The organism is Azospirillum sp. TSO22-1, from assembly GCF_003116015.1.
Classification (GTDB): Bacteria; Pseudomonadota; Alphaproteobacteria; order Azospirillales; family Azospirillaceae; genus Azospirillum.
In genome coordinates this window covers 1-19494 of record NZ_LGQZ01000020.1, presented here as the reverse complement: position 1 = coordinate 19494, position 19494 = coordinate 1, and the positions used below count along the sequence as shown (strand labels likewise).

Sequence of the window (19494 nt, the reverse complement as noted above, 5' to 3'; positions counted from 1 at the left end):
GGGCGAAGAGGGTGGGAGGTTATCCCAGCGTGAAGGACAAGCGATGATCGGTATGGTTCTGGTGACCCACGGAAGGCTGGCGGAGGAGTTCATCGCCGCCCTCGAGCACGTCGTGGGCGAGCAGCAGCAAATCCGCGCCGTCTGCATCGGTCCGGACGACGACATGGAGCAGCGCCGGCAGGACATCCTGAATTCGGTCGCCGCGGTGGACGACGGCGCCGGGGTGGTGGTGCTGACCGACATGTTCGGCGGCACGCCGTCGAACCTCGCCATCTCGATCATGGACAAGGCGAAGGTGGAGGTCATCGCCGGCGTCAACCTGCCCATGCTGATCAAGCTGGCCAGCGTGCGCACGAACGAGACCCTCAACCACGCCGTGGCCGCCGCCCGCGAGGCCGGGCAGAAGTACATCAACGTCGCCTCCTCCCTGCTGTCCGACGGGTGACCATGTCCGAAGACGCGAACCGGCCCGCCCCTCATCAGACGCCAGAGGTCTGCCAGACGCTGACCATCACCAACCAGCGCGGCCTGCACGCCCGCGCCGCCGCTAAGTTCGTCAAGCTGGTCGCCAAGTACGACTGCGAGGTCGAAGTGCGCCGCGGCGAAACGGTGGTGTCGGGCGAATCGATCATGGGTCTGATGATGCTGGCCGCCGGCCCCGGCACCACGGTGGAGCTGTGCGGCTACGGCGCCGAGGCCGAGGCCGCCATCGGCGCGCTGGCCGACCTGATCCTGCGCAAGTTCGATGAAGACTGATTCCCCGCCGGGCGCCGCCGCGGTCAGCCGCACGCTGCGCGGCCTGGGCGTCTCCCCCGGCATCGCCATCGGCCCGGCGCACATCGTGGAGAGCGGCGCCGTCCGCGTTCCCGAATACGCGCTGCAGGCCGACCAGATCGACGCCGAGGTCGAGCGCTTCGCCGATGCCTGCGGCAAGGCACGCCGGCAGATCCGCAAGCTGAAGACCAAGGCCCTGGTGCTGCCCGAGTCGGCGTCGGAGGAGATCGGCATCCTGATGGATGCCCATCTCGCCATGCTGACCAACTCGCGCCTGACCCGCGGGGTGGAGCGCCGCATCCGCGAGGAGGCGGTGAACGCCGAGGCCGCCGTGCAGGCGGAGATCGCCGTCATCGCCGAGACCTTCGCCGCCATGGGCGACGCCTACCTCGCCGCCCGCGTCGACGACGTGCGCGAGGTCGGCCGGCGGGTCATCCGCGCGCTGATGCGGCACGAGTACCAGGCGTTCGCCCTGCTGCCCCCCGGCACCGTCATCCTGGCCGAGGAACTGACCCCGGCCGACACCGCGCTGATCGACCCGCGCCACGTCGCCGGCTTCGCCACCGTACTGGGCGGAGCGGAGGGGCACACCGCGATCATGGCGCGCTCGCTGGGCGTGCCGGCGGTGCTGGGCGTCGCCGGGCTGCTGACCGGGGTGCGGCACGGCACCCAGGTGGTGGTGGACGGCGTCAACGGCCGGGTGGTCATCGACCCGACACCGGAGGAGCTGGCCGAGTACGCCCGCCGCCGCACCGAGCGGCAGAAGGAGCGCGAGAAGCTCAAGACGCTGAAGCGCCTGCCGGCGGTGACGCGCGATGCCACCTCGGTGGTGCTGCAGGCCAACCTGGAGCTGCCGCGCGACCTGGACAACGCGCTGGACAGCGGCGCGCAGGGCGTCGGCCTGCTGCGCACCGAGTTCATGTTCATGAACCGCGACGACCTGCCGGACGAGGATGAGCAGTACGGGTTGCTGCGCGCCATCGTCGAGGGCATGGGCGGCCGCCCGGTGACCGCGCGCACCTTCGATGTCGGCGGCGAGAAGCTGGCCGGCTGGATGACCGGCCGCTACACCGAGCCGGCCAACCCGGCGCTCGGCCTGCGCGCCATCCGCCTCGGCCTGCGCGAACCGAAGCTCTTGGAGACGCAGCTCGCCGCCATGCTGCGCGCCGGGGCGCACGGGCCGCTCCGCATCCTGCTGCCGATGATCTGCTCGGTCGCCGAGGTGCAGACGGTGCGCGAGATGATCGCCAACGTCGCCCGTCGCCTGCGCCGCCGCGGCGTGCCCATCGCCGATCCGTTGCCGCCGGTGGGGGTGATGGTGGAGGTGCCGGGCGCGGCGCTGTCGGCCGACGCGCTGAGCTACGCCGCCGACTTCTTCGCCATCGGCACCAACGACCTGACGCAGTACACGCTGGCCATCGACCGCGGCGACGAGCAGGTGGCGAGCCTGTACGACCCGCTGCACCCGGCGGTGTTGCGCCTGATCCAGTTCACCGTGGAGGCGGCGTTGCGCGCCCGCATCCCGGTCAGCGTGTGCGGCGAGATCGCCGGCGACCCGCGCCACACGGCGTTGCTGCTGGGTTTGGGCATCCGCGAACTGTCGATGGCGCCGCTGGCGATCCCGATGGTCAAGCGCCGCATCCGCGCCATGGACCTGATGGAGGCGACCCGCCGGGCACGCGTCATCATGGACCAGTCCGACAGCGGCCGCATCGCCGCGCTGCTCGACGACTTCAACGCGACGGCGTGATCGCGCTTTCCGACACGCACACGAATCACTGCGCGAGGAGGCCCGCTTGTCCGATCCCACCGCTCCGGTCCTCACCGCCGAAGAGGCGTTTGAAGACTCCGTGCGGGCTCGCCGACGGGGCGACGTTCAGGGCGAGGAACGGCTTCTCCAACGGGCCGTCGGGCTTGACCGGGGGCATGTGGGGGCATTGGAGACCCTGGCACGTCTCGCCGCCGTCCAGGGCCGTCCTGTCGAGGCCGCGCTCGCCGGGGCCGAGGCCCGGCGCTGGGGAGGCGGCGGGGACGCGGAGGCTTCCGTCGCGGCAGCGGCCGGGGCAGCCGAAGACCCGCGCTGGCTCGCCTACCGCGAGGCGTTGCGGCGGGACGAGCGGCCGAGCTGCGGCCAGACGCGCCGCGTCGTGATCGTCACCAACCTGTTTCCCCCGCAGGAGTTCGGCGGCTACGGGCGCAAGATGTGGGAGTTCGCGGCCGAGCTTCGCCGGCGCGGCCACGCCGTGCGGGTGCTCTGCGCCGACCGGCCGGAGTTCGTCCGCCCCGGCGTCGCCGGGGACGCGGATCTGGAAGACGCGGTCGAACGCTCGTTGTCTCTGTACGGGGCGTGGGAGGACGGGGTCGCCCACCTCGATCCCGACCAGGAACGGATCAAGGCGATCGCGCACGACAACAACCAGCGGATCCTCGACGCCGCCTACGAGTTCGACTGCGACGCCTGTCTCGTCGGCAACCTCGACATGCTGGCCAACGGCTTTCTGTCCGTGCTGGCGGATGCCGGGGTGCCGGTCGTCCACTGCATCGGCAACAGCACGCCGAGCTATTCCTTCCGGGGAATGCCGACCTCGCCGCTCTTCCGGCTGGGGCCGGCGAGCCATTGGGTGGCGGGGAGCATGGCCAGGGAACTCTACAACGTCTCCCGTGCAACCGTCCTCTATCCGGGCGCGCGCGTCGACCTGTTCTACAGCCCCTTCCCGCCCGCCTTCGACCGCCTGCGCATCGCCTTCGCCAGCCTCTTCGTCGACTACAAGGGCCCCCAGGTGCTGGTCGAGGCGCTGGCCCTGCTGGCGGAGCGCGGCGTCGATTTCGACTGCGTCTTCGCCGGCGACGTGCTCGACCCGCAGCTTTTCGACGCGGTCCGGCAGCGGTGCGAGGCGCTGGGCTTCGGCGGGCGCGTCCGCTTCCAGGGGTTCCTCGACCGGCCGGGAATGGCCCGGCTGCTGGCGCGGAGCAACGTCCTGGTGTTTCCCAGCACCTACGACGAGCCCTTCGGCATCTCCCAGGTCGAGGCGATGGCCGCGGGCGTGACGGTGGTGTCCAGCGCCACCGGAGGCAGCCGCGAGATCGTCCGCGACGGCATCGACGGCCTTCATTTCAAGAACGGCGACGCGAACGACCTCGCCGACACCTTGGAAGGGCTGGCCGCCGCTCCCCGGCGCTGGGCGGAGCTCGCCCGGGCCGGCCAGGAACGCGCCCTCACCTTCGCCGTCGCCCGCACGGTCGACCGCATCGAAGCCCTGTTCGAGGAATTGAGCGCCATCGACCCTGCGGACGGCGACCTCCGGCTTCTCTGAAAACGAAAAGCACTCCCCAACACGAAAAAAGCGGCCGGAGGGAAGCCCCCCTCCGGCCGCAGTCTATCAGAGCGTCAGCCTAAGTGCCCTGAGCTGGTACCCGAACCGATCAATGGAACTGATCGGCCTCGGTCGAGTCCTTGTAGGCGGTGGTCGAGGACTGGCCGCCGGAGATCGCCGTGGCGACCTGATCGAAGTAGCCGGTGCCGACCTCGCGCTGGTGCTTGGTGGCGGTGTAGCCGAGCGTCTCGGCGGCGAACTCCGCCTCCTGCAGCTCCGAGTAGGCGGCCATGCCGCGCTCCGCGTAGCCCTTGGCCAGCATGAAGGCCGAGTAGTTCAGGCTGTGGAAGCCGGCCAGCGTCACGAACTGGAACTTGTAGCCCATGGCGCCGATCTCGCGCTGGAACTTGGCGATGTCGTCCTTGTCCAGGTTGCCCTTCCAGTTGAAGCTCGGCGAGCAGTTGTAGGCCAGCAGCTTGTTCGGGAACTCCTTGCGGACCGCCTCGGCGAAGCGCTTGGCCTCCTCGAGGTTCGGCTTGGAGGTCTCCCACCACAGCAGGTCGGAGTACGGCGCGTAGGAGATGCCGCGGGCGATGCAGTGATCGACGCCCGTGCCCTTCTTCAGGCGGAAGAAGCCCTCCGAGGTGCGGCCGGCGTCGAAGTCGATGAACGGATGGTCGCGCTCGTCCACGTCCGAGGTGATGAGCTGCGCCGACTCCGCGTCGGTGCGGCACAGCAGGACGGTCGAGGTGCCCATGGTGTCGGCCGCGAGGCGGGCGGCGTTCAGCGTGCGGATGTGCTGCTGCGTCGGGATCAGCACCTTGCCGCCGAGGTGGCCGCACTTCTTCTCGGACGCCAGCTGGTCCTCGAAGTGCACGCCCGAGGCGCCGGCCTTGATCATCGCCTTCATCAGCTCGAAGGCGTTCAGCGGGCCGCCGAAGCCGGCCTCGGCGTCGGCGATGATCGGCGCGAACCAGTAGGTGTCGCCCTTGCCCTCGGCGGTCTGGATCTCGTCGGCGCGCTTGAAGGTGTTGTTGATGCGCTCGACCACCGCCGGCACCGAGTTGGCCGGGTACAGGCTCTGGTCCGGGTACATCTGGCCGGCCAGGTTGGCGTCGCCGGCGACCTGCCAGCCCGACAGGTAGATGGCCTTCAGGCCGGCCTTCACCGCCTGCATCGCCTGGTTGCCGGTGAGCGCACCCAGCGTGTTGATGTACGGCTCGGTGTTCAGCAGCTCCCACAGGCGCTGCGCGCCCGTCTCGGCCAGCGTGTACTCGATCTTGAGGGAGCCGCTCAGGCGCTTGACGTCGGCCTCGGTGTAATCGCGGCGGATGCCTTCGAAGCGGGCGGCGCGGATGGCGGCCTTGGTCTTCTCGTCGAGCGGTGCCATAGTGCGAGTTCCTTCTTGTCTTTCGTTTGCGCGCCACGGTGCGGCGCAGCACATGCTTCACAGTTATGACGAACCGCGCCGGATGGCAATAAGTGCTTGTTCGTAAAAGGGTAACATTGTAAATCCCTGTCTGGCAGATCCTGTAAAACTGTAATGTTTGTAAATTTGCACCGCGGTGCGGGGTAGCCTGGACGGGGCGATCGGGCGGGTTCGGATGATGGACAAGAAGGCGATGCTGGGACCCAAGGTGCGGCGCCTGCGGCGCGAGCGCGGGCTGACCCAGGCGCAGATGGCCGACCAGCTCGGCATCTCGGCGAGCTACCTGAACCTGATCGAGCACAACCAGCGCCCGGTGACGGTGCCGCTGCTGCTGAAGCTGGGGCAGAACTTCGGCGTCGACCTGCAGGCCTTCGCCGAGGACGAGGAGAGCCGGCTGGTGGCCGGCCTGCGCGAGGTGTTCGCCGACCCGCTGTTCGACGGCTCGGACATCAAGAACCAGGACCTCAAGGAGCTGGCCGCCGTGGCGCCGACGCTGGGGCAGGCGGTGGTGACGCTGTACCGGGCCTTCCGCGAGCAGCGCGAGGACCTGCAGAACCTCGGCGAGCGGTTGGCCGACCGCGACAAGCTGAGCCTGGTGCACAACGCGCAGTTCCCGCTGGAGGAGGTGCGCGACTTCTTCCACGCCCACCACAACCACTTCCCGGAGATCGAGACGGCGGCCGAGGCGCTGTGGGCCGAGGCGAACCCGGAGCGCGGCGACCTCTACCGCGGCCTGGTGGACTGGCTGCTGAAGGAGCAGGGCGTGCGGGTGAAGATCATGCCCGCCGACGTGATGGGGTACGCGGTGCGGCGCTTCGACCGGCACGGCCGGCGCATCCTGGTGTCGGAGATGCTGGCGCCGTCTGGGCGCAACTTCCAGCTGGCGGCGCAGATCGCGCTGCTGCGCCACCGCGAGTTGATCAACGGCATCGTCGATGCCGCCAACCTCTCAGGCGACGAGGCGCGGCGGCTGGCGCGCATCGGGCTGACCAACTACTTCGCCGGTGCGGTGCTGATGCCCTACGACCGCTTCCTGGAGGGGGCGAAGCGCGAGCGCTACGACATCGACGTGCTGCGCCGCCGCTTCGACGCCAGCTTCGAGCAGGTCTGCCACCGGCTGACGACCCTGCAGCGGCCGGGGGCGCGCGGCGTGCCGTTCTTCCTGATCCGGGTGGACAGCGCCGGCAACGTGTCGAAGCGGTTTTCCGGGGCGGGGTTCCACTTCGCGCGGTTCGGCGGCGGCTGCCCGCGCTGGATCGTCTACGAGGCGTTCCGCACGCCGGGCAAGATCCACACGCAATTGGCGCAGATGCCCGACGGCACAACCTATTTCTCGATCGCGCGGACGGCGGTGAAGGCGGGAGGCGGCTACCGCAGCCCGCCGCAGCAGTTCGCCATGGCGCTGGGCTGCGACGTGGCGCACGCCGGCCAGATCGTCTACGCCGACGGCATCGACCTGGAGCACACCGAGGCCGCCACCCCCATCGGCGTCAACTGCCGCCTGTGTCCGCGCTCGGACTGCTCCCAGCGCGCGTTCCCGCCGCTGAACCACCGGCTGATCGTGGACGAGAATCTGCGGGGGGTGACGCCGTTCCTGTTCGCCCCGCCGCCGGGGGAGCGGTGAGAACGGGCGGCCCCTCAGGCAGCGGCAGCGAGGCATGGTGCGCTGCACGCCTCATCCGGTCGTACGGCCGGGGCGAGACGAAGCCGTGAAGGCGAGCGCCGCAACCGCCACCGCGAGGGGTGCGAACGAAACCCAGAGGACCGTGTCCCATCCGTAGGTCGCCAGCAGGCCCCCGGACGCGAAGGAGCCCAAGGCCATCGTCCCGAACACGAGGAAGTCGTTGAGCGACTGCACCCGCGTCCGTTCCTCGGAGCGATGGCACTCCAGCACGAGGGCCGAAGCGCCCAGGAAGCCGAAGTTCCAGCCGACGCCCAGCAGGATCAGGCTCAACCAGAAATGCGCCACATCTACCCCCGCCAGCCCGACCGCGGCGGAGGCGGCGATCAACACCAGTCCGGCGGCCACCATGCGAGGGGCGCCAAAGCGCGTGATCAGCCGCCCGGTGACGAAGCTCGGAGCGTACATCGCGATCACGTGCCATTGCAGGCCGAGGTTGGACGCCTCCTGCGACAGGCCGCACAGCCGCATCGCCAGCGGGGCGGCCGTCATGATGAAGTTCATCAGCAGGTAGGACACGATCCCGCAGACCACGGCGGTGATGAAGCGCGGCCGGAGCGCGATGGCGCCGATCGGGCGGCCGCCGGCAACCTCCGCCGCCGTCGGCATCGGAAGCCGGACGCCGAGCAGCACGAGGGCGGACACAGCGGCCACGGCGGCTTGCGCCAGGTAGGTGGCCGCGAACAGGTGGGGCGGCCACAGGCCCATGGTGTGGGTGACGAGCTGCGGACCGATGACCCCGGCGAACACCCCGCCCGCCATGACGGCGGACATGGCCCGTGGACGCCGCTCCGAAGGCGCGCAATCAGCGGCGGCGAAGCGGAAGGAGAGGACCACCGCGGCATAGGCCCCGCCGAAGATCATCGCCGCGCAGAACAGCCAGAACGATCCCAGCACGACCCCCAGCGCGGACAGCAGGCCGACGAGGACGCCGCATCCCGTTCCCGTCAGGAACGCGGCGCGGCGACCGTGCCGCCGGGCGATGGCGCCGGCCGGCAAGGTGCACGCCGCCATCCCCACCACGAAGATGGAGATCGGCAGCGTCGCCAGCGCCGGGCTGGGCGCAAGCGTGTTGCCGACGATGGCGCCCGTTGCGTACACGACCACCGCGTTCGCTCCGGCGAGCGCCTGCGCGACCGCCAGCCGCAGGACATTGCCCAACTCGTGCCCGTACAGGCTCGCGGGAGTGAGCCCGGCCTCGGTGCTGGCTTCGGCTTGAGACATGCGGGTCCTCGGGTCATGCGGGGGGCAATTGATCCACGAGTAACGGTCACGTATTATGAGTGGAAGTGGTATTTTCTCATATATGAATGAGTAGGAGTCATGATTGCTTGATCGCCAGCTTCTTTCGATCCTGCGGGAGGTGGATCGGCTGGGCAGCGTCACCGCCGCCGCCGGCCGGCTGAACGTCAGCCAGTCGGCGCTGAGCCACACGGTCCGCAAGTTCGAGGAGCGCACCGGCGTCGAAATCTGGATGAAGAAGGGGCGCAGCCTTCGCTTCACTCAGGCGGGGGACTACCTGCTGGCGCTGGCACAGCGCGTGCTGCCGCAGATCGAGCATGCCGAGCGGGTTCTGGCCGACTTCGCCTCAGGCCAGCGCGGCGCGTTGCGGGTGGGGATGGAATGCCATCCCTGCCAGAAATGGCTGATGCGGATGACGGCCGCCTATCTCGCGCGGTGGCCCGATGTGGATTTCGAAGTTCGCACGGCCTTCCGCTTCGATGGTGTTGCGGCACTGCTGGACAATGAGATCGACCTCTTGATCACCCCCGACCCGATCGACTTGCCCGAAGCTCTTTTCACGCCGGTCTTTGATTATGAACTCGTCCTGGTGGTGCAGGACGCGCATCCGCTGGCCATGCGCGGCGTGGCGCTGCCGCATGACCTCCTTGGCGAGGAACTGATTACCGTTCCAGTCAGCGTCGAACGGCTCGATGTCTACACCCGCTTCCTCGTGCCGGCCCATTGCCAGCCGCGCCGCCACAGGACGGCAGAGACGACCGACCTGATGCTGCAGCTTGTCGCCGCCGGGCGCGGGGTCACTGTGTTGCCGGATTGGCTGGTGCGTGAGGAAGGCTCAGACCTGCCCGTCCGCACCGTACGTCTCGGGCCGGACGGGATCGGCAAAAGCATCCATCTCGGCATCCGCCGCGGTGAAGAAGGGGTGGAGTACATCGCCGGTTTCCTGGCGCTGGCGCGGGAAATGGGGCGGTAGGAAAACGGCTGTCCCAACTCTATGGCCGCTAACCCTTCCACTCAACGCTTCCAAACGCAGAGCCGGCGGACCGGCGCCCCAAGCGCCCGCCCGCCGGCCCGCTGCCGCGCCTCAGCTTATTTCAGCGCGCCCTTGACGTCCTCGTACTGGCCCTTCTGCCACTTCTCCAGGCCCTGGAGCTGGTCTTTGGTCATGTCGAGGGTCAGCTTGTCGCCCTTCATGTGCAGGCGGTTGGCCGGCAGCACCACGTCCTTGTCGCTTATGTCCATCACGTGGTCGACGTCGAGCACCACGAAGGTGGACGAGCCCTTGCGGACCACGCCCTCGATCTCGGCGATCGATTTGCCGTCGGTGCCGTAGACGTTCTTGCCCTTGAGCTGGTCGGCGCTCATGCGCGACAGCGCCGGGTCGAGCTGGCCGTCCACCGCCGCCACCGAGGGCGTCACCTCCTTGGCCGGCGCCTTGGTCGTCTGCGCGACCGCCGGAGCGGCGGCGAGAAGCGCGGCAACACCGAACGCGGTCATCAGGGTCTTCATGGTAATCTCCCCATACGGTTCGAAAGATAAGGGAATAAACGCCGCACGCCGGCAAAGCTTCCCCGCACCGTCGAGGTACCCCGCCCGCACAGGGGCGCCCGGCGCAAAAAGAGGGCGGCCCGATGGCCGCCCTCCTCCTCCAAGACACTGCGGTGCGCCGGTCAGCGCTCCAGGTCGTCGTCGCGGCGCAGCGGGCGGTCGGTGCCGGTGCGGCCGTCGTCGATCTCCACCTCGGTGCGGCGGACGGTGTCGGAAACGTTCTGCGCCCGCTCCTTGACATCCTTGCGGATGACCACCTCCTCCGTCACGTGGGCGCGCTTCTGCACCACCGCCTCCTCGGCGGTCTCGCGCACCTCGATCTCGCGCTCGCGGAAGGCGTCTTCCGGCAGGTCGTCGACAGCGCGGTCGACGGCGCGGCGCTCGACGTGCACGCGCTCCTGGCGCAGGTTCACCGTCTCGTTCACCGGGGTCTCGGTGACGTAGGTGCGCACCCGCACGACGCCGCCCTCGACCGCGCGCTTGCCGATGTCCAACTTCTCCTCGGCGACCGGAATGACCTCCTCGCGGTCCACGTCCACGCCGCGGCGGGCGGTGGAGTCGCTGTAGGTCGTGTCGGTGGTGTTGACGTCGCGGAACGACTGCGCGGCGCCGGTCAGGCCGGTGCCGTAGCGGGTGCGCTCCTCGGCGGCCATGGTCTCGTCGTAGGGCGCCGCTGTCTCGTCGTAGCCGCTCCAGCCGGTGGTGCGGTAGGCGGCCTCGCGCTGCTCGACGTCCACCACGTTGCCGCGCTCCAGCACGGCGACGGCGCGGTCCACGTCGTCGTCATCGACGCGCACCTTCAACAGCGCGCCGCCGCGCCGCACGCCCTCGGCGTAGACGTGGGCGTCGCGCTCCGGGACGTTCCAGCCGGTCAGGCGGGCCAGGAAGCCGCCGCTGTTCTGCCGGGAATAGTCGGTGTCGATGTAGTCCTGCCCGGCGGCCGAGCCGATGCCGGTCACCGCCTCGGCGTGGGTGATGATCTCGGTGGTGCTGCGGTCGAAGCCGGCGGCCTCCAGGTCGCGCACGGCCGCCTCGGCGTCGCTGCGGGTGTCGTAAAGGGCCACGATGGTGCGGTGCATGTCTCACTCCTCGTATGGTTGGGGCGGCCCGGCACCCCGCACGCCGGGCTCGTCGGGTCGATTGGTCTCGATGCGGTCGATGACGGCGTCCTCGGAGCGCAGAGTGACGGACTGCTCGGCCTGCACGGAGCGCGTCTTGCGGCGCACGTGGATTTCCTCGCGCAGGACGAGTCGCCGCTCCACCACCAGCACCTCCTCGACCAGGGGGATGATCGTGGTGTCGCCCTCCTGCCGGATCTCCGGCCGTTCCTCGACCTCGCGGCCGACGGGAACCCGCGTCACCTCGACCTCCTCCTGCTCCAGCGCATGGCGGACAATCTCCTCGCGTTCGCGGACCGTGGTGGTCACGCGCACGATGCCGCGCTCGACGCGGCGCTTGTCGACGGAGACTCTCTCTTCGTGGAGCGGTACGACCGTCTCCCGGTCGTCGGACATGGCCGCGCTCAGCGCAGGATCAGGTACAGGATGATCGCCAGGACGATCAGCCCGACGACGATCCAAGTCCAGTTGAGTCCGGCCAAACCGCCGGGACCGCCGTCGTTGTAGACGCCGACTTTCTTGGGTCCGTGCTCGTTGGTCATTGGGTCACCTCCAAAAGGCATCGAAGGACCCATCCCAACAGCGCGCGCTGAAAAAGCTTCGATACATTACTACTTAATTGTTCGCCGCCACCGCGCCCGCCAGCCGCGGAATAATCCGCCGGTGCCCGCGTTCATAACCGGCGTGAAGGCGCGTCCCTCGCGTAGGGTCAACCTCGGGGTGGCCCGTGCGGTGCTTTACGTACGGCACAGGCCACCCCGCCCTTTTGATCCGGGCCGCCTTTCGTGTAGACAGTGGGTCCATGCGCATCCTGAAACTCCTCGCCGTGCTCCTCGTGGCCGGCCTCGGCACCGCCGCCCTGTGGTACCTCCCCAACCGGCCGGTGCCGCTCGACCCGCCACCCGGCGGCAAGCTCAAGAGCGTCTCCTTCGCCCCGTTCCGCGACGGGCAGAGCCCGCTGACGCGCGTCTATCCCTCGACCGGGCAGATCGACGAGGATCTGGCGGCCATCGCGCCGCAGGTGGCGGGCATCCGCACCTACACCTCGCTGGAGGGGCTGGAGGTGGTGCCGGAGCTGGCGAAGAAGCACGGCCTGCAGGTCACCATGGGCGCCTGGCTGTCGAGCAAGCTCGACAAGAACGAGGCGGAGGTGAACTCGCTGATCGCGCTGGCCAACCGCTACCCGGACACCATCACCCGCGTCATCGTCGGCAACGAGGTGCTGCTGCGCGGCGAGCTGACGCCGGAGCAGATCACCGGCTACCTGCGCAAGGTGAAGGCCGCGATCAAGCAGCCGGTGTCCTACGCCGACGTCTGGGAGTGGTGGCTGAAGTACCCGCAGATGGCCAAGGAGGTGGACTACATCACCATCCACCTGCTGCCCTACTGGGAGGATATCCCGGCCAGCGTCGAGAAGGGGGCCGAGCACATCGCCTGGTCCTACCGCGAGATCTCGCAGCGCTTCCCCGGCAAGCCGATCCTGATCGGCGAGACCGGCTGGCCAACCGCCGGCCGCGCCCGCGGCGCGGCGGCGCCGGGCCTCGTCGCCAAGGCGCAGTTCATCAACCAGGTGATCCGGCTGGCCGGGAAGGAGGGCTTCGACGTCAACATCATCGAGGCCTTCGACCAGAACTGGAAGCAGAAGCTGGAGGGCACCGTCGGCGGTCACTGGGGCCTCTACACGGTGGACCGCAAGCCGAAGTTCTCGCTGGCCGGCCCGGTGGTGGAGAACCCGAAGTGGATCGAGCACGCCGCGCTCGCGGTGATCGCCGGCAGCGCGCTGGTCGGCGTGCTGGCCGCCAGCGGCCCGGCGCTGCCACTGTCGGGGCTGGCGGCGCTGGCGGTGCTGAGCGACGGCTTCGCCAGCCTGTACCTGCACGCCGCCGACCTCGGCGTGCACTGGAGCTATTACTGGCAGGACCTGACGCTGACCGCCGTCATGCTGGCGCTGACCGGTGCGCTCGGCCTGTGCATCCTGATGGCGGCGCACCGCGTGCTGGCCGGCCGCGCCCTGCCGGCCGAATCGCTGCGCGGGCTGGTGGGCGACATCGGATACGGCCGCCTCGACCGCGTCGGTGCCGTGGTGACGCTGGCGCTGACCGCGCTGCTGGTGGCGTGGAGCTTCCTGATCGTCTTCGACGGCCGCTACCGCAACTTCCCGACCTGGTACGCGGCGGTCCCGGCGCTGGGCTTGCCGATCCTCGGCTGGCTGCGCGCCGGCCGGCGCCCGGCCGGCACCGACTGGCGTTCGGCCATGGCGGCGGGGTCGCTGTTCCGCCCGGCGGTGACGGTGGCGCGCACGCCCGTCCGCGCCCCGCGCGCCGAGCTGTGGCTGGGCCGCCTGTTGCTGGCCGGCGCCACGCTGACGCTGCTCGCCGAGGGCGTGCTGCCGGTGGACGCGCCGCTGCGCGGCTGGCTCGCCGGCACCAGCGCCATGCCGCTGAGCGCCATCGACTGGGCGCACCCCAACGTCGAGGCGCTGGTGTGGGCCGGGTTGCAGGCGCTGCTGTCCCTGCCCTTCCTGGCCAGCGCCCGCCTCGCCCGCCTCGCCCGCGCCGCCCGGCCGGCCGGCGCCGCGCGTCCCGGCGAGGTGCGGCCATGAGCCTCCCGGTCGAGATCACCGAGGCCCGCGACACCATCGCCCGAGCCGAGCGCTTCCGCCGCGTCTGGCGGACAGTGCGGGTCGCCATGCTGGTCGTGCTGGCGGTCTTCCTGGCGCTGCTGGTGGTCTACACCGCCCTAGCCTTCGCCGCGGCGAAGGGGGCGTGGCACTACGTCTTCATGCTGGTCGGCGACGGCTTCCTGGCCTTCCTGATCGTGGTGGTGTTGCGCCACCGCGGCACCGACCGCATGTTCGACGCCGAGATCGCCACCGCCACCGGCCGCCTCGCCGCTGCCGGCTGGCGGCCGGTGCGGCGCGACGGCCGCGTGCTGGTGGCGCCCACAGGCGCACCGGACGAGTCGGCGGTGGAGGCGTAGCTACGCCACCCGTGCCTGCTTGCCGTGCTGGGCGCACCAGCGCCGCGGGTCGTGCAGGTAGGCATGGATCTCGCCCAGCGCCTCCTCCGGCAGATAGCTGCCGCGGTTGGCGACGTCCAGCAGGTCCCACCATGTGCAGGCGGCGTGCATCGTGACGCCCAGCCGCGTCAGGTGCTCGTGGATCGAGTCGAAGATCCCATACTGGAACAGCACGAACACGTCGCGCACCTCGCAGCCGGCCTTGCGCAGCGGCTCGATGAAGCGGGCCTTGCGGTGGCCGTCGGTCGCCAGTTGCTCGACCAGCAGCACCCGCCAGCCGGGGTGCACGTCGCCGACGATCTCCGGCGCGTCCTTGCGCACGATCACCAGCGGCAGGTTCAGCTTGTCGGCGATCAGCGTGGCGAAGGGCATCCCCGCCCCCTCGCCGGCCGCGATGGCGTCCAGGTCGTGCACACCCGTGCGCTCCGTGTCGCCCATCTCCTGGTTGATCATTTCGCAGGCGAAACTGACCACCTCCTTGCGGATCTTCGGGTAGGACAGCAGGTGCCGCACGTCGAGCCGCACCGGGCTGACCAGGTCGTCGGTGTAGCGGAACGGCCGCTTCGGGTCGAAGCGCACCGCACCGGTCTCCAACATGTCGCGGGCGATCCGCGCCGCGCCCTCGCGGCTCTCCAGGTCCCACGAGTCCGGTATCATGGCAGTCCTCTCGTCGTGTTGGTCGCCCCCAGTTGACGCCCGGTCGGGGTAGCCCCGCAACCCGTCATCGCAGCGCGCCGGACACCCTTCGGAGGTAGCCCTTCGGTGGCAGCCCCGCCCCCTTTTGCGCGCCCGCCGCGACTCGGCCCGCGGCGGTTGACAATCACCGCGTGCCAGCCGAAAACCGGGTGAGGGGGAAAGAGGGGATACGGTCATGCCGGGAACATCGGACGACGACGACCTGCTGTTCGCCGACGAGACGGAGGACGCGGCCGGATGCGGTCCGGCGCTGTCCCCCTGGACCGTGCTGATCGTCGACGACGATCCCGAGGTGCACGCGATCACCCGCGTGGTGCTGCACGACGTCGAGTACGAGGGCCGCGGCCTGACCTTCCTCAGCGCCTTCAGCGCCGAGGAGGCGCGTGCTGTCCTGCGCGCCACCGACGACATCGCGGCGGTGCTGCTCGACGTGGTGATGGAGACCGACGACGCCGGCCTCAAGCTGGTGCACTTCATCCGCGAGGAGTTGAGCAACCGCCACGTCCGCATCATCCTGCGCACCGGCCAGCCCGGCCTGGCGCCAGAGCGGCAGGTGATCGTCGGCTACGACATCAACGACTACAAGGCGAAGAGCGAGCTGACGGCGCAGACCCTGTTCACCGCCACGGTGGCGGCGCTGCGCTCCTATCAGCACATCCGTGCCATCGAGGAGGGCCGCCGCGGCCTGGAGAACGCCCAGCGCGCCACCGTCCACGCGCTCGGCAAGCTGGCCGAGTTCAAGGACGAGGTGACCGGCGACCACGTCAGGCGCATCGGCCGGTGGGCGACCGCCATCGCGCACCGCCTGCGCGCCGACGGCGTCTACACCCACATCGTCGACGACGTCTTCTGCGAGCACGTCGGGCTGGCCAGCATGCTGCACGACGTAGGCAAGGTGGGCGTGCCCGACCACATCCTGGGCAAACCCGGCAAACTCGACCCGCAGGAGATGGCGGTGATGCGCGAGCACGCCGCCATCGGCGGCCGCATCCTGCGCGAGGCGTCGGGCATCGTCGGCGGCCCCAACCCGCTGTCGCTCGGCGCTGAGATCGCCGAGAGCCACCACGAGAAGTGGGACGGCACCGGCTATCCGCACGGCCTGAAGGGCGAGGCGATCCCGCTGTCCGGCCGCATCGTCGCGGTGGCGGACGTCTACGACGCGCTGCTGCACCGCCGCCCTTACAAGGAAGCCTGGGACCACCGCGACGTGCTGGGCCTGATCCGGCGCGAGGCCGGCACCCACTTCGACCCCGCGGTGGTCGACGCCTTCCTCGGCGTGCTGGAGGAGCAGGGAACGCCTTAGCCGGCGTCCGCCGCGGCGGCCTCCCGCTTCTGCTTCTCCATGACCAGGTGCATGTGCGGGTAGGGCATGGAGATGCCCTGCTCGTCGAAGGCCTTCTTCATCCGCTTGTTGAACTCGCGCCCGACGCCCCACTGCTTGAGCGGCCGGGTCTTGAAGCGGGCGCGGATCACCACCGCCGAATCGGCGAAGCGCTCGATGCCCATCACCTCCAGCGGCGCCAGGATGTCGGGGGCGAACAGCGGGTCGGCCTGCAGATCGTCGCCGATCCCCTTCAGCACGCCGCACACCCGGTCGGGGTCCTCGTTGTAGCTGACCGAGACGTCGAACACGGCGAAGGAGTAGTCCTTGGTCATGTTCTTCACCGTGGTCACCGCGCTGAACGGCACGGAGTGGACCGCGCCGGCGCCGTCGCGCAGCCGGATGGTGCGGATCGAGATCGCCTCGACCACGCCCGAATGCCCGCCGCCGACGTCCACCACGTCGCCGACCGAGATGGTGTCCTCGAACAGGATGAACAGGCCGGTGATGACGTCCTTGACCAGCGTCTGCGACCCGAAGCCGACCGCCAGACCGACCACGCCGGCGCCGGCCAGCAGCGGCGCGATGTTGACGCCCAGCTCGGCCAGCGTGATCAGCGACACCATGGTCACCAGCACCACCAGGAAGGCGTTGCGCAGCAGCGGCAGCAGCGTGCGCATGCGGGCCGAGCGCTCGATCCGCGTACCCTGCACCTCGGTGCCGCGCAGGAAGCGCTCGATCAGCGCGCTCACCACCTCCCAGGCGACGATGGCGACCGCCAGCATGACGCCGATGGTGGCGACGCTGCGCACCACGCGGCGACCGACCGGCGTCTCGATCCAGGCCGCCGTATCGACGCCCCAGGCGTTGAGGATCATCAGCACCGCCACCGTCCAGATCAGCGTCTTGATCACCCGGTGCAGCACCGGGATGTAGCGGTTGGCGCGCGCCTCCAGCGAGGGGAACTGCACCGCCAGCTCCGGCGAGATGCGGAAGCCGCGGCGCAGCGCCCGGTTGATGCCGCTGACCAGCAGGCGGGCGATCACGAAGATGGCGATGCTGGTGACCGTCGCCTTCGCCAGGTACTCGAATCCCTCGTAGACGTTCAGCACCCAGGCGCCGAAGGCCACCGCGACGTAGGCGATGGCCAGCACGTGCCAGACGTCGGCCAGCCGCCGCCGGGCCGAGCGCATGACCGCGCCCTGCCCCTGCGCCTCGCGCGCCGCGGTCTCGGCCGGGTCGCCGTCGCCGGTCAGCGGGTTGCCGTGCATCCACTCGGCGACCGAGCTGCGGTTCTGCAGGATCAGGATGACCAGCATCGCCGCCATGGCGAGGCCGAGCAGCTTGAGCACCGCCCCGTAGGCGCCCAGCGCCAGCCCGAAGACGAAGGCGCCGTCGGCCAGGAAGTAGCCGTACACCCCGACGATGGCGAGCCGCCGCGTCCACACATAGGCGTAGGCCGCCGTCTCGTCGCGCATGCGGGTCAGCCGCAGGCCCGGGGCCGGCGGGGCGAACAGGAAGCTGGCGGCGACCAGCACGGTCTGCACCACCACGGTGGCGGTGATGATGTCGATCACCACGTGCCGCACGCGCGAGCCCATGGAGAGCATCACCGCCTCGCCCAGCATCAGGATGCCGTAGGCGACCAGCGCGAAGGCGATCACCGGCACCATCTCCAACGCCAGACGCAGCAGCAGGAAGGTCAGCTTCGCCGACAGCCGCTCGCAGTGCTTCGCCTCCAGCGCCCGGCGCGGCCGGCGCAGCGTCCAGCTGGTGAAGCGGCTGACCACCGCGCCGGCGATGACGATCATCACCAGATCGGCCGACAGCTGCGTCCAGCGCTCGCGCGCCGAGGGGTCGTCGATCTGGCGGCGCACCCACTCGGCCACCGCCGGCAGGTCGGAGAAGGCATTGGCCACCGCCAGCAGCTGCCGGCTGGCGTCCTCGACGTGCCGCGCCAGATAGGCCAGCGTGCGAGAGCCCAGCGCATCGGGCAGCAGATCGCTGGGCGCCGCCGGCTCGGCCGGCGGCTGCTGCGCGGCGGGGCCGCCCTTCTGCGCGGCGATCAGGGTGCGCAGCTGGTCCACCAGCTTGGCGCGCGCCTGCGGGTCCTCCAGCGTCGACACCAGCCCTTCCAGCTGGTCGGCGGCGCCGTTCTGCGGCGCAGCCTGTGGGGCCGGCGCGGGTGCCGCCTGGGCCGCGGGTGCGGCCGGGGCTGGCGCCGCGGCCGGCGGCTGGGCGAGGGCGGGGCCGGTCAGGAGGAGGAGCAGGGCGGCCAAAGCGCCCGACCACCGGGCGAGCGTGCGGGGCATCGCGGATCCGTGGACAAATTCGAAAGTGTGGAGAGCCGCGAGACTACCGCGCGTCCGCCGGCTTGCCAACCCGCAGAGGGCTGCATCATTGTGGCATTTCAGCGGCTTTTTCAGGGAGGCGGCCATGGCGGACGAGACGGACCATGAGGGAGAACCCGACGCCAAGCTCATCGCCGCCAAGGAGCGCTGGGCCCGCGAGGCGCGCGGCCTGACCGGCGTCCCCGGCACCGACCGCCTGCCGCCGGGCCAGCACCGGACCGAAGGCTGGCCGGTGCTCGACCTCGGCATCCTGCCGCGGGTGGACCGCTCCACCTGGCAGCTCGCCGTGGACGGGCTGATCGAAAACCCGGTTATCTGGCGCTGGGACGACCTCCAGGCGCAGCCAGTGTTCCGCACCGTCTCGGACATCCATTGCGTCACCTCCTGGTCGCGCTACGACAACCGTTGGGAGGGCGTGAGCGCGAAGCACCTGCTCTCCGTGGTCCGGCCGGCGCCGGAGGCGCGATTCGTGCTGTTCCACTCGTCCGACGGCTACACCACCAACCTGCCGCTGTCGGTCTTCGACGACGAGGACGTGCTGCTCGCCACCACCTGGGAGGGCGAGCCCATCGACCGCGACCACGGCGGCCCGGTGCGCGTGATGGTGCCGAAGCGCTACTTCTGGAAAAGCGCCAAGTGGGTCAAGCGCATCGAATTCCTCGCCGAGGACAAGCGCGGCTACTGGGAGGTCCGCGGCTACCACAACGACGCCGACCCCTGGCGGGAGGAGCGCTACGGGGAATGATCCCCCGTTGAACCGAGCAGAAAAGTTCCCTTTCCGCCCGTTATCGGGCCGATGATTGCGCTGGATCAACCCGTCCGCCCTACGACCTCTGTATGAGAGAAGGCTTCGGGGTTTCGGCCAAGACCTCCGGACTGGGGTGGAAAAGGAACTAGCAATGACAGTGGACTCGGTCACGATAGCCTTTGTAGGCAGTGGCGGTGCCGGCGTCATGACGGCCGGCCAGATGCTGCTCGACGCGGCGGCGAGCGTGGGGTGGT

At 69.8% G+C, this 19494-nt stretch carries 18 protein-coding genes; 10 read left to right on the top strand and 8 right to left on the bottom strand.

The annotated features are described in order from the left end of the window. Nucleotides 1-43: 43 nt before the first annotated feature. The 4 genes from TSO221_RS06440 to TSO221_RS34870 all read left to right on the top strand — a co-directional run bounded on the left by TSO221_RS06440 (nt 44) and on the right by TSO221_RS34870 (nt 4088). Nucleotides 44-445, top strand: a complete 402-nt coding sequence (locus TSO221_RS06440; protein WP_109117657.1) for a PTS sugar transporter subunit IIA — start codon at nt 44-46, stop codon at nt 443-445. A 2-nt stretch (nt 446-447) separates the two neighbouring features. Further along, entirely contained in the window at nt 448-756 is a 309-nt protein-coding gene (locus TSO221_RS06435) for an HPr family phosphocarrier protein (RefSeq protein WP_109117656.1), read from the top strand. Beyond that, nucleotides 746-2524, top strand: a complete 1779-nt coding sequence (gene ptsP / locus TSO221_RS06430) for a phosphoenolpyruvate--protein phosphotransferase (protein ID WP_109117655.1) — start codon at nt 746-748, stop codon at nt 2522-2524. The genes TSO221_RS06435 and ptsP overlap by 11 nt, the downstream gene beginning before the upstream one ends. A gap of 187 nt (nt 2525-2711) precedes the next feature. After that, the gene (locus TSO221_RS34870; protein WP_146208724.1) at nt 2712-4088 is read left to right on the top strand and encodes a glycosyltransferase family 4 protein; all 1377 of its coding nucleotides are present in this window, start codon (nt 2712-2714) and stop codon (nt 4086-4088) included. Nucleotides 4089-4197: 109 nt separating this feature from the next. Here the strand turns inward: TSO221_RS34870 and aceA are convergent, their stop codons facing one another. Next, nucleotides 4198-5478: an isocitrate lyase gene (aceA, locus tag TSO221_RS06420; RefSeq protein WP_109117654.1), complete on the bottom strand. Its 1281-nt coding sequence runs from the start codon at nt 5476-5478 to the stop codon at nt 4198-4200. A 217-nt stretch (nt 5479-5695) separates the two neighbouring features. On the opposite strand from aceA, the gene TSO221_RS06415 reads away from it, so the two are divergent. After that, nucleotides 5696-7141, top strand: coding sequence for a short-chain fatty acyl-CoA regulator family protein (locus TSO221_RS06415; RefSeq protein ID WP_109117671.1), 1446 nt, complete (start codon nt 5696-5698; stop codon nt 7139-7141). Between the two features lie 51 nt (nt 7142-7192). Here the strand turns inward: TSO221_RS06415 and TSO221_RS06410 are convergent, their stop codons facing one another. Beyond that, a complete protein-coding gene (locus TSO221_RS06410) occupies nt 7193-8422 on the bottom strand; it encodes an MFS transporter (protein ID WP_109117653.1) in 1230 nt (409 codons plus the stop codon). A 103-nt stretch (nt 8423-8525) separates the two neighbouring features. Here TSO221_RS06410 and TSO221_RS06405 point away from each other — a divergent pair, with 103 nt between their 5' ends. Continuing rightward, nucleotides 8526-9413 carry a LysR substrate-binding domain-containing protein gene (locus tag TSO221_RS06405; protein ID WP_109117652.1) on the top strand — a complete coding sequence of 296 codons (888 nt, stop codon included), beginning with the start codon at nt 8526-8528 and terminating at the stop codon, nt 9411-9413. Nucleotides 9414-9529: 116 nt separating this feature from the next. On the opposite strand, the gene TSO221_RS06400 is transcribed toward TSO221_RS06405, so the two are convergent. From TSO221_RS06400 to TSO221_RS35290, 4 genes are all read right to left on the bottom strand, one after another. Next, nucleotides 9530-9949, bottom strand: coding sequence for a PRC-barrel domain-containing protein (locus TSO221_RS06400; protein ID WP_109117651.1), 420 nt, complete (start codon nt 9947-9949; stop codon nt 9530-9532). A gap of 161 nt (nt 9950-10110) precedes the next feature. Beyond that, on the bottom strand, nt 10111-11067 hold the full coding sequence (locus tag TSO221_RS06395) for a YsnF/AvaK domain-containing protein (RefSeq protein WP_109117650.1): 957 nt from the start codon (nt 11065-11067) through the stop codon (nt 10111-10113). Between the two features lie 3 nt (nt 11068-11070). Further along, entirely contained in the window at nt 11071-11502 is a 432-nt protein-coding gene (locus TSO221_RS06390; RefSeq protein WP_109117649.1) for a YsnF/AvaK domain-containing protein, read from the bottom strand. Between the two features lie 8 nt (nt 11503-11510). Continuing rightward, complete coding sequence (locus tag TSO221_RS35290) at nt 11511-11648, bottom strand: hypothetical protein (RefSeq protein ID WP_158284009.1); 138 nt, start codon at nt 11646-11648, stop codon at nt 11511-11513. Between the two features lie 260 nt (nt 11649-11908). Here TSO221_RS35290 and TSO221_RS06385 point away from each other — a divergent pair, with 260 nt between their 5' ends. Continuing rightward, the gene (locus TSO221_RS06385; protein WP_109117648.1) at nt 11909-13708 is read left to right on the top strand and encodes a glycosyl hydrolase family 17 protein; all 1800 of its coding nucleotides are present in this window, start codon (nt 11909-11911) and stop codon (nt 13706-13708) included. Continuing rightward, on the top strand, nt 13705-14085 hold the full coding sequence (locus TSO221_RS06380) for a hypothetical protein (RefSeq protein WP_109117647.1): 381 nt from the start codon (nt 13705-13707) through the stop codon (nt 14083-14085). Before TSO221_RS06385 ends, TSO221_RS06380 begins: the two co-directional genes overlap by 4 nt. Here TSO221_RS06380 and TSO221_RS06375 read toward each other — a convergent pair whose 3' ends face one another. Then, on the bottom strand, nt 14086-14781 hold the full coding sequence (locus TSO221_RS06375; protein ID WP_109117646.1) for an orotate phosphoribosyltransferase: 696 nt from the start codon (nt 14779-14781) through the stop codon (nt 14086-14088). Nucleotides 14782-14995: 214 nt separating this feature from the next. Between TSO221_RS06375 and TSO221_RS06370 the strand changes: the two genes are divergently transcribed. Further along, nucleotides 14996-16123 (top strand): HD domain-containing phosphohydrolase, encoded by a 1128-nt coding sequence (locus TSO221_RS06370; protein ID WP_109117645.1) that lies wholly within the window; start codon nt 14996-14998, stop codon nt 16121-16123. On the opposite strand, the gene TSO221_RS06365 is transcribed toward TSO221_RS06370, so the two are convergent. Continuing rightward, nucleotides 16120-18453 (bottom strand): mechanosensitive ion channel domain-containing protein, encoded by a 2334-nt coding sequence (locus TSO221_RS06365; protein WP_109117644.1) that lies wholly within the window; start codon nt 18451-18453, stop codon nt 16120-16122. The two genes, TSO221_RS06370 and TSO221_RS06365, sit on opposite strands and share 4 nt — an antisense overlap. Before the next feature lie 124 nt (nt 18454-18577). Between TSO221_RS06365 and TSO221_RS06360 the strand changes: the two genes are divergently transcribed. Continuing rightward, entirely contained in the window at nt 18578-19237 is a 660-nt protein-coding gene (locus TSO221_RS06360; RefSeq protein WP_109117643.1) for a sulfite oxidase-like oxidoreductase, read from the top strand. Nucleotides 19238-19494: the final 257 nt, after the last annotated feature.

Bases quoted from the DNA above. Each gene is read 5' to 3' on its own strand.
- aceA (WP_109117654.1), bottom strand. From the start codon at position 5,478: ATGGCACCGCTCGACGAGAAGACCAAGGCCGCCATCCGCGCCGCCCGC.
- TSO221_RS06400 (WP_109117651.1), bottom strand. From the start codon at position 9,949: ATGAAGACCCTGATGACCGCGTTCGGTGTTGCCGCGCTTCTCGCCGCC.
- TSO221_RS35290 (WP_158284009.1), bottom strand. From the start codon at position 11,648: ATGACCAACGAGCACGGACCCAAGAAAGTCGGCGTCTACAACGACGGC.
- TSO221_RS06395 (WP_109117650.1), bottom strand. From the start codon at position 11,067: ATGCACCGCACCATCGTGGCCCTTTACGACACCCGCAGCGACGCCGAG.
- TSO221_RS06435 (WP_109117656.1), top strand. From the start codon at position 448: ATGTCCGAAGACGCGAACCGGCCCGCCCCTCATCAGACGCCAGAGGTC.
- TSO221_RS06385 (WP_109117648.1), top strand. From the start codon at position 11,909: ATGCGCATCCTGAAACTCCTCGCCGTGCTCCTCGTGGCCGGCCTCGGC.
- TSO221_RS06375 (WP_109117646.1), bottom strand. From the start codon at position 14,781: ATGATACCGGACTCGTGGGACCTGGAGAGCCGCGAGGGCGCGGCGCGG.
- TSO221_RS06360 (WP_109117643.1), top strand. From the start codon at position 18,578: ATGGCGGACGAGACGGACCATGAGGGAGAACCCGACGCCAAGCTCATC.
- TSO221_RS06365 (WP_109117644.1), bottom strand. From the start codon at position 18,453: ATGCCCCGCACGCTCGCCCGGTGGTCGGGCGCTTTGGCCGCCCTGCTC.
- TSO221_RS06410 (WP_109117653.1), bottom strand. From the start codon at position 8,422: ATGTCTCAAGCCGAAGCCAGCACCGAGGCCGGGCTCACTCCCGCGAGC.
- TSO221_RS06440 (WP_109117657.1), top strand. From the start codon at position 44: ATGATCGGTATGGTTCTGGTGACCCACGGAAGGCTGGCGGAGGAGTTC.
- TSO221_RS06370 (WP_109117645.1), top strand. From the start codon at position 14,996: ATGCCGGGAACATCGGACGACGACGACCTGCTGTTCGCCGACGAGACG.
- TSO221_RS06380 (WP_109117647.1), top strand. From the start codon at position 13,705: ATGAGCCTCCCGGTCGAGATCACCGAGGCCCGCGACACCATCGCCCGA.
- TSO221_RS06390 (WP_109117649.1), bottom strand. From the start codon at position 11,502: ATGTCCGACGACCGGGAGACGGTCGTACCGCTCCACGAAGAGAGAGTC.
- ptsP (WP_109117655.1), top strand. From the start codon at position 746: ATGAAGACTGATTCCCCGCCGGGCGCCGCCGCGGTCAGCCGCACGCTG.
- TSO221_RS06415 (WP_109117671.1), top strand. From the start codon at position 5,696: ATGGACAAGAAGGCGATGCTGGGACCCAAGGTGCGGCGCCTGCGGCGC.